A 14,010-nucleotide genomic window follows, 5' to 3' on the forward strand; every position below is an offset into this window, starting at 1 on the left:
TTAAGTCTAAGACGCGATCGTCATAACTCAAATAACATCTATACCAGCCAGCTATAACGATTGCCTGATAGCTTTTGCAAAGCCGCGCCATCCGTGGGGTTTACGCCGTGCCTTGTAATGTCTCAACCATTTCAGCTTTCACATTGCGGGCTGCAAGTCGCCGACTATACTCCAGAGCGATAGGCACTGCTTGATGGAACCGGACGGGCTTCGGCACGGAGAGGGCTTGACAGTTGTTGCTAGAGACCCAGGCCGTTGACACGCGCCCGGGCTTGGCAGTTGATCCCTTTGCCGCAGGCTTCGCCGGCGGGATAACAAGAATCATAAGGGGAACCCGCAATGTCGCGACATCCACGTGTTTGGATGGGGCTGCTGCTGTGTTTGGCGTTCAGCGCCGCTGAGGCGAGCTGGACGGTCAACATGACGCCAGGAGCTACCGAGGTAAGCCGCACCGTTTTCGACCTGCACATGACCATCTTCTGGATCTGCGTGGTCATCGGCGTCATCGTGTTTGGCGCGATGTTCTGGTCGATGTTTATCCACCGCCGCTCCACCGGCCAAGTGCCCGCCAACTTCCATGAGAGCACCACGGTCGAGATTCTCTGGACCGTGGTGCCCCTAGTGATTCTGGTATTGATGGCGATCCCAGCCACAAAGACCCTGATCGATATCTACGACACCTCCGAGTCCGACGTTGATATTCAGGTCACCGGCTATCAGTGGAAGTGGCACTACAAGTATCTTGGACAGGATGTTGAGTTCTTCAGCAACCTGGCGACACCTTCCGAGCAAATCCACAACCAGGCCGACAAAGGCGAGCATTACCTGCTTGAAGTCGACCAGCCACTGGTGGTGCCCGTGGGTGCAAAAATTCGCTTCCTGATTACCTCCGCCGACGTTATCCACGCCTGGTGGGTGCCTGCACTGGCGGTGAAAAAGGATGCGATCCCCGGCTTTATCAACGAATCCTGGACACGTATTGAGCAGCCTGGAATCTACCGCGGTCAGTGCGCCGAACTGTGCGGTAAAGACCACGGATTCATGCCGATCGTGGTCGAGGCCAAGTCAAAATCTGACTATGAGGCGTGGCTGGCTGAACAAAAAGCCGAAACCGCAAAACTTAAAGAGCTGACCGAGAAAGACTGGACGCTTGAAGAGCTGGTTGCCCGCGGCGACAAGGTTTATCACACCACTTGCGCCTCATGTCACCAAGCCGAAGGCCAGGGTTTGCCGCCTATGTTCCCGGCGCTGGATGGCTCGAAAATCGCCACAGGGCCAAAAGAGGATCACCTGAGCATTGTCTTCCATGGCAAGCCGGGCACGGCGATGGCTGCCTTCGGCAAACAACTGTCTGAAGTCGATATCGCGGCGGTCGTTACCTACGAGCGCAATGCCTGGGGCAACAAGGTAGGCGATATGGTCACCCCAAAAGAAGTGCTAGAGCTCAAGCAAGCCGAGGAGCAATGACATGAGTGCAGTGATCGACCACGGTCATGCAGGGCATGACCATCACCACGGCCCAGCTAAAGGCCTGATGCGTTGGGTATTGACCACCAACCACAAAGATATTGGCACCATGTACCTATGGTTCAGCTTCGCCATGTTCCTGCTTGGCGGCAGCTTTGCCATGGTCATTCGTGCTGAGCTGTTCCAGCCCGGCCTGCAAATCGTGCAGCCCGAATTCTTCAATCAAATGACCACCATGCACGGCCTGATCATGGTCTTCGGTGCAGTAATGCCTGCATTTGTCGGGCTGGCCAACTGGATGGTGCCGCTGATGATCGGCGCCCCAGACATGGCCCTGCCGCGCATGAACAACTTCAGCTTCTGGTTACTGCCAGCAGCCTTTGCCTTGTTGGTCAGCACCTTGTTTATGCCCGGTGGCGGGCCAAACTTTGGCTGGACCTTCTATGCCCCGCTGTCGACAACCTACGCACCTGAAAGCGTGACGTTTTTCATCTTCGCCATTCACTTGATGGGCGTGAGCTCGATCATGGGCGCGATCAATGTAATCGCCACCATCCTCAACCTGCGTGCGCCAGGCATGACATTGATGAAAATGCCGCTGTTCGTCTGGACGTGGCTGATCACCGCCTTCCTGCTGATCGCGGTAATGCCGGTATTGGCAGGTGTGGTGACCATGATGCTGATGGACATTCACTTCGGCACCAGCTTCTTCAGCGCCGCGGGCGGCGGTGACCCGGTATTGTTCCAGCACGTGTTCTGGTTCTTTGGCCACCCCGAGGTGTACATCATGATTCTGCCGGCGTTTGGCGCCGTCAGCTCAATCATCCCGGCCTTCGCACGGAAGCCGTTATTCGGCTACACCTCGATGGTTTACGCGACAGCCTCGATCGCCTTCCTGTCTTTTATCGTCTGGGCGCACCACATGTTCACCGTCGGTATTCCACTGACCGGTGAGCTGTTCTTCATGTATGCCACCCTGATGATTGCCGTGCCAACCGGGGTCAAGGTGTTCAACTGGGCGAGCACCATGTGGCAGGGCTCGATGACCTTCGAGACGCCGATGCTGTTCGCCGTGGCCTTCGTCATTCTGTTCACCATTGGTGGTTTTTCCGGACTGATGCTGGCTATTGCACCCGCTGACTTCCAGTACCACGACACCTACTTTGTGGTGGCGCACTTCCACTATGTGCTGGTGCCCGGCGCGATCTTCGGCATCTTCGCCTCAGCCTACTTCTGGCTGCCGAAGTGGACTGGGCACATGTACGACGAAACGCTCGGCAAACTGCATTTCTGGATGAGCTTCATCGGCATGAACATGGCGTTCTTCCCGATGCACTTCGTCGGTCTTGCTGGCATGCCAAGACGGATTCCGGACTACAACCTGATGTTCGCCAACTTCAACATGGTTTCCTCGATTGGGGCATTCATGTTCGGCGCCACGCAGCTGTTGTTCCTGTTCATCGTCATCAAGTGCATTCGTGGCGGCAAACCTGCGCCAGCCAAGCCTTGGGATGGCGCGGATGGGCTGGAGTGGACCATTCCTTCGCCTGCGCCTTACCACACGTTCAGCACGCCACCTGAAGTCAAATAAGGAGCCCACATGAACAGCCCAATGCCCAACCGCCGTTTAGTGTTACGCCTTTTAGGCGTGGTGGTGGGCATGTTCGCCTTCGGTTTTGCCTTGGTGCCGATCTATGACGTGATGTGCCAGGCATTCGGCATCAATGGCAAAACCAGCGGCGCAGCTTACGAAGGTGCGCAAGCTGCGAACACCGCGCGTGAAGTGCGGGTGCAGTTTCTGGCGACCAACAACATCGACATGCCTTGGGTGTTCAAGCCAATGGCGGATGACATTGTGGTGCACCCCGGCGGCACCAACCAGATGGTGTTTGTGGCCAGTAACCCAACGGATAAACCAATGACGGCTCAAGCCATTCCAAGTATTGCGCCGTCCAAAGCTGCTGCCTATTTCCATAAGACCGAGTGCTTCTGCTTCAGCCAGCAAATACTCCAACCCGGCGAGCGAATCGAAATGCCGGTGCGATTTATCGTTGATAAAGACCTACCCGCCGACGTGCATCACCTGACGCTGGCGTACACCTTGTTTGATGTAACTGCGCGCATCCCACCGGTCGCGCAGGTTAGCCATAAGTAATGAGCGTAGTTTCGCCTTAATAAGGAGAACAAAGATGGCGTCTCACGAAACCTATTATGTACCCTCACAAAGCAAGTGGCCGATCATTGCTACGCTGGGCATGCTGATCAGCGTCTTCGGGGTTGGCACCTGGTTCAATGACATGTCCGCCGAGCGCCCTGACTCCCACGGCCCACTGATTTTCTTTATTGGCGGCTTGTTCCTCGCCTACATGCTGTTTGGCTGGTTCGGCAGCGTGATCAAGGAAAGTCACCAAGGGCTCTACAGCCCTCAGATGGACCGCTCGTTCCGCTGGGGCATGAGCTGGTTTATCTTCTCCGAGGTGATGTTCTTTGCCGCCTTCTTCGGCGCACTCTTCTATGTTCGCAACCTTGCTGGCCCCTGGCTTGGCGGTGAAGGTGCAAAAGGCGTTGCCAATATGCTGTGGCCGAACTTCCAGTTCAGCTGGCCGCTGCTGCACACCCCCGATCCAAAACTGTTCCCACCGCCAAGCGGCGTGATTGATCCTTGGCACCTGCCATTGATCAACACCATCTTGCTGGTCAGCTCCAGTTTCACCGTGACCTTCGCTCACCATGCCCTGAAAAAAGACAAGCGCGGCGCGCTAAAAGCCTGGCTGGCACTGACCGTAGTGCTTGGCGTGGCCTTCCTGTTCTTGCAAGCCTACGAATACTACGAAGCCTACAACCACCTCGGCCTGACTTTGGGCTCGGGGATCTATGGCGCCACATTTTTTATGCTCACAGGCTTCCACGGTGCGCACGTCACCATGGGCGCACTGATTCTGTTCGTGATGTTGATGCGAATCATGAAAGGGCATTTCAACCCGGAGAAACACTTCGGATTTGAAGCCGCAAGCTGGTACTGGCACTTCGTGGATGTGGTCTGGCTGGGCTTGTTTATCTTCGTCTACGTGCTTTGACCAAGCGCTGGGCACTTGGTGGTGCAAGGCCCATGAATGCGGGAATCACCAGGTGACATGACTGACCAACTGGCCGCTGTAAAAACCCCAGGCGATAAGCGCTACGGTTGCAGCGGTCAAACTAACTCGGACGGTCAGCGAGTTGACCACTCGCGAACCATGGCCTTCATCTTTAACCAGAAAGAACAGGCCACTGAACAAGCTGACCAAGGTCGCAAGCAACAGAAGGATTATCGCGGCTTTGAGCATGCGTGACTCCTTTAAGACTCCGGGGGGAGATAAATGCGCTCAACCAGCAGTATAGCCAGCTCCGCCAGGTTACTTGGGCAGATGTCATGAGTGGCTTTCGTCCGGGCGCTATTCCCAGCATAGCAGTGCTTATCTTGCTGCCCGTGCTGGTTGCCCTGGGCTTCTGGCAGCTTGATCGTGCCGAACAAAAACAGCAAATGCTCACCGCCCATCAACTTCAGGAAGTCGCAGCACCAATCAGCCTTAACCAACTTGAAGGCCTGACTGACACCGCCTACGTGCGGGTCAAATTGCAGGGCTCATTCGACAGCAACCACAGCCTGTTACTGGACAACCGCATTCGCGACGGCCATGCAGGCGTTGAAGTGCTGCAACCCTTTTACGACCAGATCAGCGGCTTATGGGTGCTGCTCAATCGCGGTTGGCTACCATGGCCCGACAGGCGCATCCCCCCCCAATTCAACACGCCAGATTCACAGCAACAACTCAATGCATCGGTCTATCTGTCCTTGGGCGATGGCCTGCAACTACAGGATGTCGCCGCCAGCAGCGCCTGGCCAAAACTGATCACCAAGGTCGACGCCAAGGCCCTGTGGCAACAACTCGGGCGTGCCGGATTGGCTGCTGAGTTGCGTATCGAACCCGGCCCAGCTGCGTTTGAAACCCAATGGCCAGTGGTCTCGATGAGCCCAGACAAGCATCTTGGCTACGCCGTTCAATGGTTTGCGATGGCCCTGACCCTGCTCGGATTATTCATTTACCTAGGTGTGCACAACGCACGGGAGCCGCACAATGAACCCAAGCATCACCATGCCTGATACCACACCGAAAAGTCGCGTCACCGGACGCCTGCAATTGCTCCTGATACTGGCCATAGTGATTGGCCCTATGGTGCTGGCAACGGCCATGTATTACGGCAATTTCTGGGTACCAGAAAGCCGCAATTACCACGGCGAGCTACTGGGTAACGGGGAAAATCTCCAGAGCCTCGGTATCAGCGACGCTGCAGACAAGCGCTGGCAGTTACTGGTAACTGCGCCAAACGCTTGCGCGGATGATTGCAAAAAACTGGTGTTCCTGGCCCGCCAAATCAACATTGGCCTTAACCGCGAGGCCACGCGTGCAACCCATACGCTCGCCACCAGCCAGCCGGTTAGCAACGATTACGACAATCAACTCAAACGCGAATACCCACAACTCACTCAGCATTCGCTGGATCTCTCCGCCTATCAGAAAACCTTGCGCCAGACCGATGCCAAAGCCGGCGCAGCACAGCTATGGATTGTCGATCCACACGGCAATCTGGTGCTGCGTTATGACAGCAGCAACAACGGTAAAGAAACACTGAAAGACCTGCAGCACTTGCTCAAACTGTCGCGCATTGGCTGAAAGCAGATTTGCACTTAGGAGTGTGCTTGATGACTAAACCGGGCTATCGCTTTGCATTGTTCGCCACCTTGCTTGCAGCCGTTGTGGTGATGCTTGGCGCCTACACGCGCCTTAGTCATTCAGGTCTGGGCTGCCCGGACTGGCCCGGTTGCTACGGGTTTATCGGCGTACCCATGAGCGAACACGCGCAAGGATTGGCAGAGTCACGATTCCCAGCAGCGCCGGTCGAAGTCGCCAAGGGCTGGGCAGAAATGATTCACCGCTACTTTGCCGGCACCCTCGGCCTGGTGATTCTAGGTTTGGCGGTACACGCCTTGAGGCAGCACGGGCAGCATGCTCAACCGTTGAAACTGCCGCTACTGCTGCTTGGGCTGGTGATAGTGCAAGCGGCGTTTGGCATGTGGACGGTCACCCTCAAGCTGTGGCCACAAGTGGTAACCCTGCATTTGCTCGGCGGCTTCGCCACCTTGAGCCTGTTGTTTTTATTAACCTTGCGCCTATCGGGTAAGGCGCCAGCTATTCCCTCGGTCCCGCCTCGCTTGAGGATGTTCGCTGGCGCAGCATTGGCATTGGTTATCGGCCAGATTGCACTGGGCGGTTGGGTCAGCAGTAATTACGCCGCAGTTGCCTGCGTCGACTTGCCCCGCTGCCACGGTGATTGGTGGCCGGCAATGGATTTCGCCAATGGCTTTCATCTCAGCCAGCACATCGGCCCGAACTACCTTGGTGGCCAACTCGACAGTGATGCGCGCACCGCTATTCACATGACTCACCGGATCGGCGCCCTGCTCGTCACCTGCATGCTTTTGCTTTTGGCCTGGCAACTCCGCGCTGCGGGCCTGCGACGCCTGGCCGGCGGGGTTTTAGTCGCTCTGGCCATGCAGGTTAGCCTGGGCATCAGCAATGTCATCTTCCATCTGCCACTTCTGGTCGCGGTAGCGCACAACGCTGGCGGCGCGGTGCTGCTGATGAGCATGGTCCAGGTTAATTACCGCGTGCGCGCACCGGCAACCGCGGGCAAGCGAGTCGCATCATTGAAGAAAGCTTCGCTAAGCAAATCAGGCGGCATACAGCCGTCTAACGCATAAGAATAAGTAGAAGGAGTCACCCCATGGCAACTCTATTACGCGAACACGCTAGACACCTTAGCTGGAGAGATTTCCTCGAGTTGACCAAACCCCGTGTCGTGGTGCTGATGCTGATCACCTCGCTGGTCGGTATGTTTCTCGCGACGCGCGCGGGCGTGACCTGGCAGGTGTTGATTTTCGGCAACCTGGGCATTGGTTTATGCGCAGGCGCTGCCGCCGCAGTGAACCATGTGGTCGACCGGCGAATCGACTCGATCATGGCCCGCACCCACAAACGCCCAGTCACCTCCGGACGCATGTCGCCGCTATTGGCGCTGAGCTTTGCATTAGTGTTGGCCGTTAGCGGAATGCTGCTGTTGCTGGCATTTACCAACGAGCTGGCCGCCTGGCTGACGCTGGCCTCGCTGCTCGGTTATGCGGTGCTCTATACCGGCTTTCTCAAGCGTGCGACGCCGCAAAATATCGTCATCGGTGGTTTGGCTGGCGCAGCACCACCGCTGCTTGGCTGGGTTGCAGTCACCGGGCATATCAGTGCCGAGCCGTTACTGCTGGTGTTGATTATCTTTGCCTGGACCCCACCGCACTTCTGGGCGCTGGCCATCCACCGCAAGGAGGAATACGCCAAAGCCGATATCCCGATGCTGCCGGTCACTCACGGCGAACACTACACAAAGATTCACATCATTCTTTACACCTGCATGATGTTCGCCGTTACGCTGCTGCCTTACGCTATCCACATGAGCGGTCTGCTGTATCTGGTCTGCGCAGTCATTCTGGGCGCACGCTTTCTCCAATGGTCGGTGGTGTTGTACCGTGACAGCAAACCGCACGCGGCGATCAACACCTTCAAGTACAGTATCTGGTACCTGTTCCTGTTGTTTATCGCCTTGCTGGTGGATCACTACTTGTTCTTCAACCTATAGATTTTGGTGCCATGACCCGTACTCAGACTACCGTTTTTGTTCTTGTCGCTGTCATCGCCCTGGTATTGGGGCTCACTGTAAACAAAGTGCTTAACAGCAAGGCTCAAGCTGACCCAACCAAGCTGCTCGATGCGGGTATCGTCTTACTGCCTCAAGGTCGTGACGTGCCGAATCTCGACTTGATTGACCAGGACGGCAAGCCATTCAAGACCGAACAGCTCAAAGACAAATGGAGCCTGCTGTTTTTCGGCTACACCTTTTGCCCGGACATTTGCCCGGCAACACTGGCAGAACTGCGCGAACTGAAAAAAATGCTGCCCAAGGAGGCTGTGGATAACTTGCGCGTAGTGCTGGTCAGCGTTGACCCACATCGCGATACGCCGGAGCAGCTGAAGAAATACCTTGGTTACTTTGACCCCGGTTTTATCGGCTTGACCGGTGAAGAAAAGACCATCGAAAAACTGGCCAATGGCGTAAGCATCCCGTTTATTCCAGCCGACACCAGCAAGCCCAATTACACCGTTGATCACAGCGGCAATCTGGTGATTGTTGGCCCGGATGGCAGGCAGCGCGGCTTTATCCGTGCACCGCTGAATAACCAGAAGCTCGCGGCGCAACTGCCCGAACTGCTGAGACAGAAAGACTAAAAGCCGCCAGGTGCGAACTGCATGCAGTCTGCACCTGGGCGTTCAGCTGTTTATTACTTGGCAAACATCTGCGACAGGTCCTTGAAGGCCTTGAATTCAAGCGCATTACCGCAAGGATCAAACAGGAACATGGTTGCCTGTTCACCCACCTGGCCCTTGAAGCGCACATAAGGCTCAATCACAAATTCGGTCTGCCGATCGCGCAACCGCTGCGCCAGCTGCTCCCAATCCTGCCAGCCCAATACCACGCCAAAATGCGGCACCGGCACGTCATGGCCATCGACAGGATTACTCTGCGCGTTGCTTTGCGAGTCAGTCTTCGGGCTTTCGTGGATGACCAGCTGGTGGCCAAAGAAGTCGAAATCAACCCAGTGATCACTGCTGCGACCTTCTGGGCAGCCAAAGACCTCGCCGTAGAAGTGCCGGGCAGCCTTTAAGTCATAAACCGGAATAGCCAGGTGAAACGGAGCGAGAGCCATAGGGATGTCCTGTTGAGAGAAGCCAATCGCCTTAGTTTAGCTACAGTAAAAGTGATTAAAAGCGAATATTATTGCGCCCAACCTCAAATTAAATTGATCAATCGAGACAGTCATGCTCCGCGAGCTAAAAACCTTTTTGCTGGTTGCAAAGTACGGCACCTTCGCGGCGGCAGGTCAGCACGCGGGCCTGACTCAATCAGCGGTGAGCGCGCAAATGCGTGTACTTGAACAGGGGCTGGGCCTGCGTTTGTTCGACCGCAGCGGCCGCGCGGCTGTGCTTAATGCCGCGGGTCGGCATGCGCTGCCACTGGCGGAGCAAATGCTCGGGCTTTATGCACAAATGGCGCTGCCAACAGCCTTGGCGGAATGGCGCGGCGAGTTGAAAGTCGGGGCTATTGCCAGCGTGCAAACCGGCTTACTGCCCGATGCCTTGCCGAGCTTTCGTGCTCAGGCGGCGCAGGTCGAGGTCAAGATCATACCCGGGGTTTCCTTGAACCTGCTTGGCCAGATCGACGCAGGCGAAATTGATTTGGCATTACTGATCAAACCGCCATTCGAGCTGCCCAAAGAACTGCTCGAAGTCAGCTTGGTGCGCGAACCCTTTGTACTGATAACACCCTGGTCTGTCGAAGCCGATGAGCCGCTGAAAATACTCGCCGAGCAGCCTTTCGTTCGCTATGAACGGCGCTCGTTTGGCGGCAGGTTGGTGAGCAGGTTCTTGCGTGAGCAACGGATTGATACCCGCGACACCCTTGAACTGGACGAACTGGAAGCCATAGTGCGGATGGTTGAGAATGGCATGGGAGTATCACTGATTCCACGTGCAGGCTTGTGGCTGCAACGGCCTACGCAGTTGCGCGTGATTGAGTTGGGCCCCCTGACATTTCACCGCGAACTGATTGCCTTGTTACGTCGCGCCCAGCGCCAGCCTGCGCTCGATTGCTTGCTTGAATGCTTGCTCCAGACATCCGCCAACACTTGAGTGTCGCTGTGCCTGTGAATCTCGCCAACAAAAAAGCCGCTCTTAAAGAGCGGCTTTTTCATCGAGCGTTGGTTGCAGCAAGCATTTAGAACGCTGGAACGATTGCACCTTTATATTTTTCAACAATGAAGGCTTTGACGTCTGGGCTGTTCAGTGCCTTGGCCAGTTTCTGCATGGCTGGGCTGTCTTTGTTGTCTTCGCGGGCAACCAGATTGTTCACGTATGGCGAATTGCTGTCTTCGATCACCAGCGCGTCTTTGGTTGGGTTGAGCTTGGCTTCCAACGCGTAGTTGGTGTTGATCAACGCAAGGTCAACCTGAGTCAGAACACGGGCCAGAGTGGCAGCCTCAAGAGCACGGAACTTGATGTTCTTCGGGTTCTCAACCACATCCTTGGGCGTCGCCAGGATGTTGCTTGAGTCCTTGAGCTTGATCAGACCGGCTTTCTCCAGCAGCAACAGCGCGCGGCCGCCGTTGGTTGCATCGTTCGGGATAACCACGGTGGCGCCTTGCGGCAATTCGTCGAGGCTCTTGTACTTGGTCGAATAAGCACCAAAGGGTTCAACATGAACGCCGACAACACTTACCAACTTGGTGCCACGGCTTTTGTTGAACTCATCAAGATAAGGCTGGTGCTGGAAGAAGTTGGCATCCAGACGCTTTTCAGCAACCTGCACGTTTGGCTGGACGTAGTCAGTGAATACCTTGATATCCAGATCTACGCCTTCTTTAGCCAGGGCTGGCTTCACAAATTCGAGGATTTCGGCGTGCGGTACAGCAGTGGCCGCCACGCTCAGGGTTTCAGCCTGGGCGGCAAAGGCAGCGACGGTTGCGAAAGCAGCAACGAGCAACTTTTTCATCATATATCTCCTTGTGGGATGTTAAGCGGCGGCTGATAACCGCACTGTTCTGTTGGTTCTTGGCAAACCGCTTGAGTTTGCTGCAATTATTTACGTGAGAAATGCACCACCAGCTTGTCGCCAACGCTTTGCAGAATCTGCACAAGCACCAGCAATAGCACCACGGTGACCATCATTACGTCGGGCTGATAACGCTGGTAACCGTAACGCACAGCAAGGTCACCAAGACCACCGCCGCCAATCAGGCCGGACATTGCGGTATAAGAAACCAGGGTAATTGCAGTCACGGTGATCGCGGCAAAGATGCCGGGCAGGGCTTCAGGCAGCAGCGCATTGATCACAATCTGTTTAGTGGTTGCGCCCATCGCCTGGGTCGCCTCGATAATGCCTTTATCGACTTCGCGCAATGCGGTCTCGACCAGCCTGGCGAAGAACGGCGTCGCGCCAACCACCAGCGGCGGAATGGCACCGGCAACACCGAGTGAAGTACCAGTGATCACCACGGTTACCGGGATCATCACAATCAGCAAGATCACAAAGGGCACCGAGCGCAGTACGTTAACCAGCAACGAGAGCAGGCCGTAAAAGGCTTTTTGCTCGAACATCTGCCGTGGGCTGGTGAGAAACAGCAGCACACCAAGCGGCAAACCCAGCAATACGGTAAACAGCAGCGAGCCGCCGAGCATGCTCAGGGTGTCGAGGCTGGCCTGCCAGATTTCGACCCAGTCGACGTTGGGAAATAGGCTTTCCATTAGCGCAGCACCTCCAGGTGAACGTCGGCCTCGGCAAAGCAGGCAATCGCCGCTTCCAGGTCGCCGCCGGTCAGGGCCAAGGTCAACTGGCCGTACGGCGTGTCTTTGATGCGGTCGATACGACCGGCAAGAATGCTGTAATCAACCCCGGTCTGGCGGGCAACAGTGCCCAGCAAAGGCGCATATGTAGCTTCGCCCTGGAAGGTCAGGCGCAAGATGCGGCCTTCAACATGGGCAAAGTCATCGTGCTGTTCTTGTTCATCGACATGCTCGGACTCCTGCACGAAGCGCTTGGTGGTGCTGTGCTGCGGATGCAGGAACACGTCCGCCACCGGGCCTTGCTCGACAATAATCCCGGCATCCATCACTGCAACGCGATCGCATACCCGGCGGATGACATCCATTTCATGGGTAATCAGCACAATGGTCAGGTTCAGCTCGCGGTTGATCTCAGCCAGCAATTGCAGGACCGACGCGGTTGTTTGCGGGTCTAGTGCGCTGGTGGCTTCATCGCAGAGCAGGATTTTGGGCTCGGTGGCCAATGCCCGGGCAATACCGACACGCTGCTTTTGGCCGCCCGACAGTTGCGCAGGGTATTTCTTGGCGTGGTCGCTCAAGCCAACACGGGCGAGCAATTGCGCGACTCGCTTGTCGAGATCGACGCGTGACAACTTGCCAGCCAATTTCAGCGGCAGCGCAACGTTGTCGGCCACGGTTTTCGATGACAACAGGTTGAAGTGCTGGAAAATCATTCCGACCTGCTGGCGGAAACCACGCAAGCCATTGGCGTCCAGCGCGGTGACTTCTTCACCGTCAATGTCGATGCGCCCACCGGAAGGCTCTTCCAGGCGGTTGATCAAGCGCAGCAGGGTACTTTTACCGGCACCGGAGTGGCCGATAATGCCGAATACTTCGCCACGGGCGATGTTCAAGTCGGTCGGCTGTAGCGCCGTTATCGCTTGGCCATTGACGTGATACGCCTTATGGACCTGTTGAAAATTGATCACGCGGGAAACCTTTTGGGTCTTCAAACTGCGGGGTAAGCGCAAAAAGGTTGCGTAGTTTACCCGCTGCTCTATAGGTCTCAAAAATCTTTGTAGACCTATGGTTATAACTAAATCGAAATAACGATCGTGGTTTTTAGCGCCGTGTAGCCAGCTGCCCAGTACATCTTGGGCAAGCCAGAAACTCACGCGGGTACTTGGCCTGGCCCGCAGCAGGTAGTTGCCGGACCGATTAGAACTTCGGTCGCGGGCTGAGCACCAGGCGCGGCACCGAATCCGCCTTGATGGTATAGCTCAAGCTCGCCTTGTAATTCGGCTCAATGCGTTTGATGCGTGCATTGAGCAACGCAGCAACCCACGGGTAATCCTTACTTTCACGAACCTGGATATGCACGGCGCAATTGAAGTGCACGACATCTGACGCCGCTTTATCGAGCAGACGGCGCAAGCTGTCGTTGTCGTGGTTATCCAGCATTGGCAGCAATACCTGGCTGTTCGCCTCGGATGGATTGATCACTTGCGCCTTGGGCTTGCCCGGCGTCCTGACCCCCACTTGAGGTTCGGCCAAACGCGCGATGCCAAGTACCGCCGCCTGGGTTTCAGCCGCTTGGCGCAGTAGCTGCGCTTGCTCAAGGCGTGCAGCTTCAGCCTTGGCGCCGGCGGCGCGCTGTTCTTGGGCGGCATTCATTTCGGTCTCACGGGCTTTGGCAATCGCCCCGTCCAGGCCGGTGGTCAAAGCAGGCGCTTGCGGCATCATGCTGCGGGCACGTCCAAGGGCTGTGGTGGCGGTATCAAGATCGCCACTTTGCAAGGCTTGCTGGCCTTGGTGCAGGTAGGCTTCGGCCAGTTGCCGTTGATAGGCCTCAAGGCGCGTATCGCCTGCTGCACTGAGTTTCAAGGCATCGAGTTGTTGCTCGGCAGCTGCCAAGTCACCGGCGCGCAGGCTTTGGTCGATCTGGTTGAAGCCGCTGACCACAGCATCAGTCGGCAGATTTGCCTCTTGAGGCACTTGCTGCTGGCAGGCCGCCAACACCAGTAAAGTCGCAACGATAAACAGGCGACGCAACGCTAAAGACATCATTCTGTTAGTCTCG

Annotated in this window: 16 protein-coding genes; 10 read left to right on the plus strand and 6 right to left on the minus strand. The window is 56.2% G+C overall.

The genetic code is table 11. The features are described from left to right. The first annotated feature begins 339 nt into the window (after positions 1-339). Genes coxB through AACY26_RS09320 form a run of 4 tightly spaced genes read left to right on the plus strand, consistent with a single transcriptional unit; the run spans position 340 to position 4,544 of the window. A complete protein-coding gene (coxB, locus tag AACY26_RS09305; RefSeq protein WP_339513263.1) occupies positions 340-1,467 on the plus strand; it encodes a cytochrome c oxidase subunit II in 1,128 nt (375 codons plus the stop codon). Position 1,468: 1 nt separating this feature from the next. Next, positions 1,469-3,058 carry a cytochrome c oxidase subunit I gene (ctaD, locus tag AACY26_RS09310; protein ID WP_339513265.1) on the plus strand — a complete coding sequence of 530 codons (1,590 nt, stop codon included), beginning with the start codon at positions 1,469-1,471 and terminating at the stop codon, positions 3,056-3,058. 9 nt (positions 3,059-3,067) lie between these two features. After that, a complete protein-coding gene (locus tag AACY26_RS09315) occupies positions 3,068-3,622 on the plus strand; it encodes a cytochrome c oxidase assembly protein (RefSeq protein WP_339513267.1) in 555 nt (184 codons plus the stop codon). 34 nt (positions 3,623-3,656) lie between these two features. Beyond that, positions 3,657-4,544, plus strand: a complete 888-nt coding sequence (locus AACY26_RS09320; protein ID WP_339513269.1) for a cytochrome c oxidase subunit 3 — start codon at positions 3,657-3,659, stop codon at positions 4,542-4,544. A 45-nt stretch (positions 4,545-4,589) separates the two neighbouring features. On the opposite strand, the gene AACY26_RS09325 is transcribed toward AACY26_RS09320, so the two are convergent. After that, positions 4,590-4,793 carry a twin transmembrane helix small protein gene (locus tag AACY26_RS09325; protein WP_089360040.1) on the minus strand — a complete coding sequence of 68 codons (204 nt, stop codon included), beginning with the start codon at positions 4,791-4,793 and terminating at the stop codon, positions 4,590-4,592. An 86-nt stretch (positions 4,794-4,879) separates the two neighbouring features. Between AACY26_RS09325 and AACY26_RS09330 the strand changes: the two genes are divergently transcribed. Genes AACY26_RS09330 through AACY26_RS09350 form a run of 5 tightly spaced genes read left to right on the plus strand, consistent with a single transcriptional unit; the run spans position 4,880 to position 8,840 of the window. After that, positions 4,880-5,611 carry an SURF1 family protein gene (locus AACY26_RS09330; RefSeq protein ID WP_339513272.1) on the plus strand — a complete coding sequence of 244 codons (732 nt, stop codon included), beginning with the start codon at positions 4,880-4,882 and terminating at the stop codon, positions 5,609-5,611. Further along, positions 5,586-6,182 (plus strand): hypothetical protein, encoded by a 597-nt coding sequence (locus AACY26_RS09335; protein WP_339513274.1) that lies wholly within the window; start codon positions 5,586-5,588, stop codon positions 6,180-6,182. The genes AACY26_RS09330 and AACY26_RS09335 overlap by 26 nt, the downstream gene beginning before the upstream one ends. 29 nt (positions 6,183-6,211) lie before the next feature. Then, positions 6,212-7,270, plus strand: a complete 1,059-nt coding sequence (locus AACY26_RS09340; protein WP_339513276.1) for a COX15/CtaA family protein — start codon at positions 6,212-6,214, stop codon at positions 7,268-7,270. Positions 7,271-7,293: 23 nt separating this feature from the next. Beyond that, positions 7,294-8,193, plus strand: coding sequence for a heme o synthase (gene cyoE, locus AACY26_RS09345; RefSeq protein WP_339513278.1), 900 nt, complete (start codon positions 7,294-7,296; stop codon positions 8,191-8,193). Between the two features lie 11 nt (positions 8,194-8,204). Continuing rightward, positions 8,205-8,840, plus strand: coding sequence for an SCO family protein (locus AACY26_RS09350; RefSeq protein WP_339513280.1), 636 nt, complete (start codon positions 8,205-8,207; stop codon positions 8,838-8,840). Positions 8,841-8,893: 53 nt separating this feature from the next. On the opposite strand, the gene AACY26_RS09355 is transcribed toward AACY26_RS09350, so the two are convergent. Continuing rightward, entirely contained in the window at positions 8,894-9,319 is a 426-nt protein-coding gene (locus tag AACY26_RS09355; protein WP_339513282.1) for a VOC family protein, read from the minus strand. A 112-nt stretch (positions 9,320-9,431) separates the two neighbouring features. On the opposite strand from AACY26_RS09355, the gene AACY26_RS09360 reads away from it, so the two are divergent. Further along, complete coding sequence (locus AACY26_RS09360) at positions 9,432-10,301, plus strand: LysR family transcriptional regulator (protein ID WP_339513284.1); 870 nt, start codon at positions 9,432-9,434, stop codon at positions 10,299-10,301. A gap of 85 nt (positions 10,302-10,386) precedes the next feature. On the opposite strand, the gene AACY26_RS09365 is transcribed toward AACY26_RS09360, so the two are convergent. The 4 genes from AACY26_RS09365 to AACY26_RS09380 form a co-directional block, all read right to left on the minus strand. Next, a complete protein-coding gene (locus AACY26_RS09365) occupies positions 10,387-11,160 on the minus strand; it encodes a MetQ/NlpA family ABC transporter substrate-binding protein (protein ID WP_339513286.1) in 774 nt (257 codons plus the stop codon). 86 nt (positions 11,161-11,246) lie between these two features. Further along, complete coding sequence (locus AACY26_RS09370) at positions 11,247-11,912, minus strand: methionine ABC transporter permease (protein WP_339513288.1); 666 nt, start codon at positions 11,910-11,912, stop codon at positions 11,247-11,249. Beyond that, the gene (locus AACY26_RS09375; RefSeq protein WP_339513290.1) at positions 11,912-12,919 is read right to left on the minus strand and encodes a methionine ABC transporter ATP-binding protein; all 1,008 of its coding nucleotides are present in this window, start codon (positions 12,917-12,919) and stop codon (positions 11,912-11,914) included. Before AACY26_RS09375 ends, AACY26_RS09370 begins: the two co-directional genes overlap by 1 nt. 229 nt (positions 12,920-13,148) lie before the next feature. Beyond that, positions 13,149-13,997, minus strand: a complete 849-nt coding sequence (locus AACY26_RS09380) for a hypothetical protein (RefSeq protein WP_339513292.1) — start codon at positions 13,995-13,997, stop codon at positions 13,149-13,151. Between the last annotated feature and the right edge of the window lie 13 nt (positions 13,998-14,010).

The organism is Pseudomonas sp. RL_15y_Pfl2_60 (assembly GCF_963970595.1).
Taxonomy (GTDB): Bacteria; Pseudomonadota; Gammaproteobacteria; order Pseudomonadales; family Pseudomonadaceae; genus Aquipseudomonas.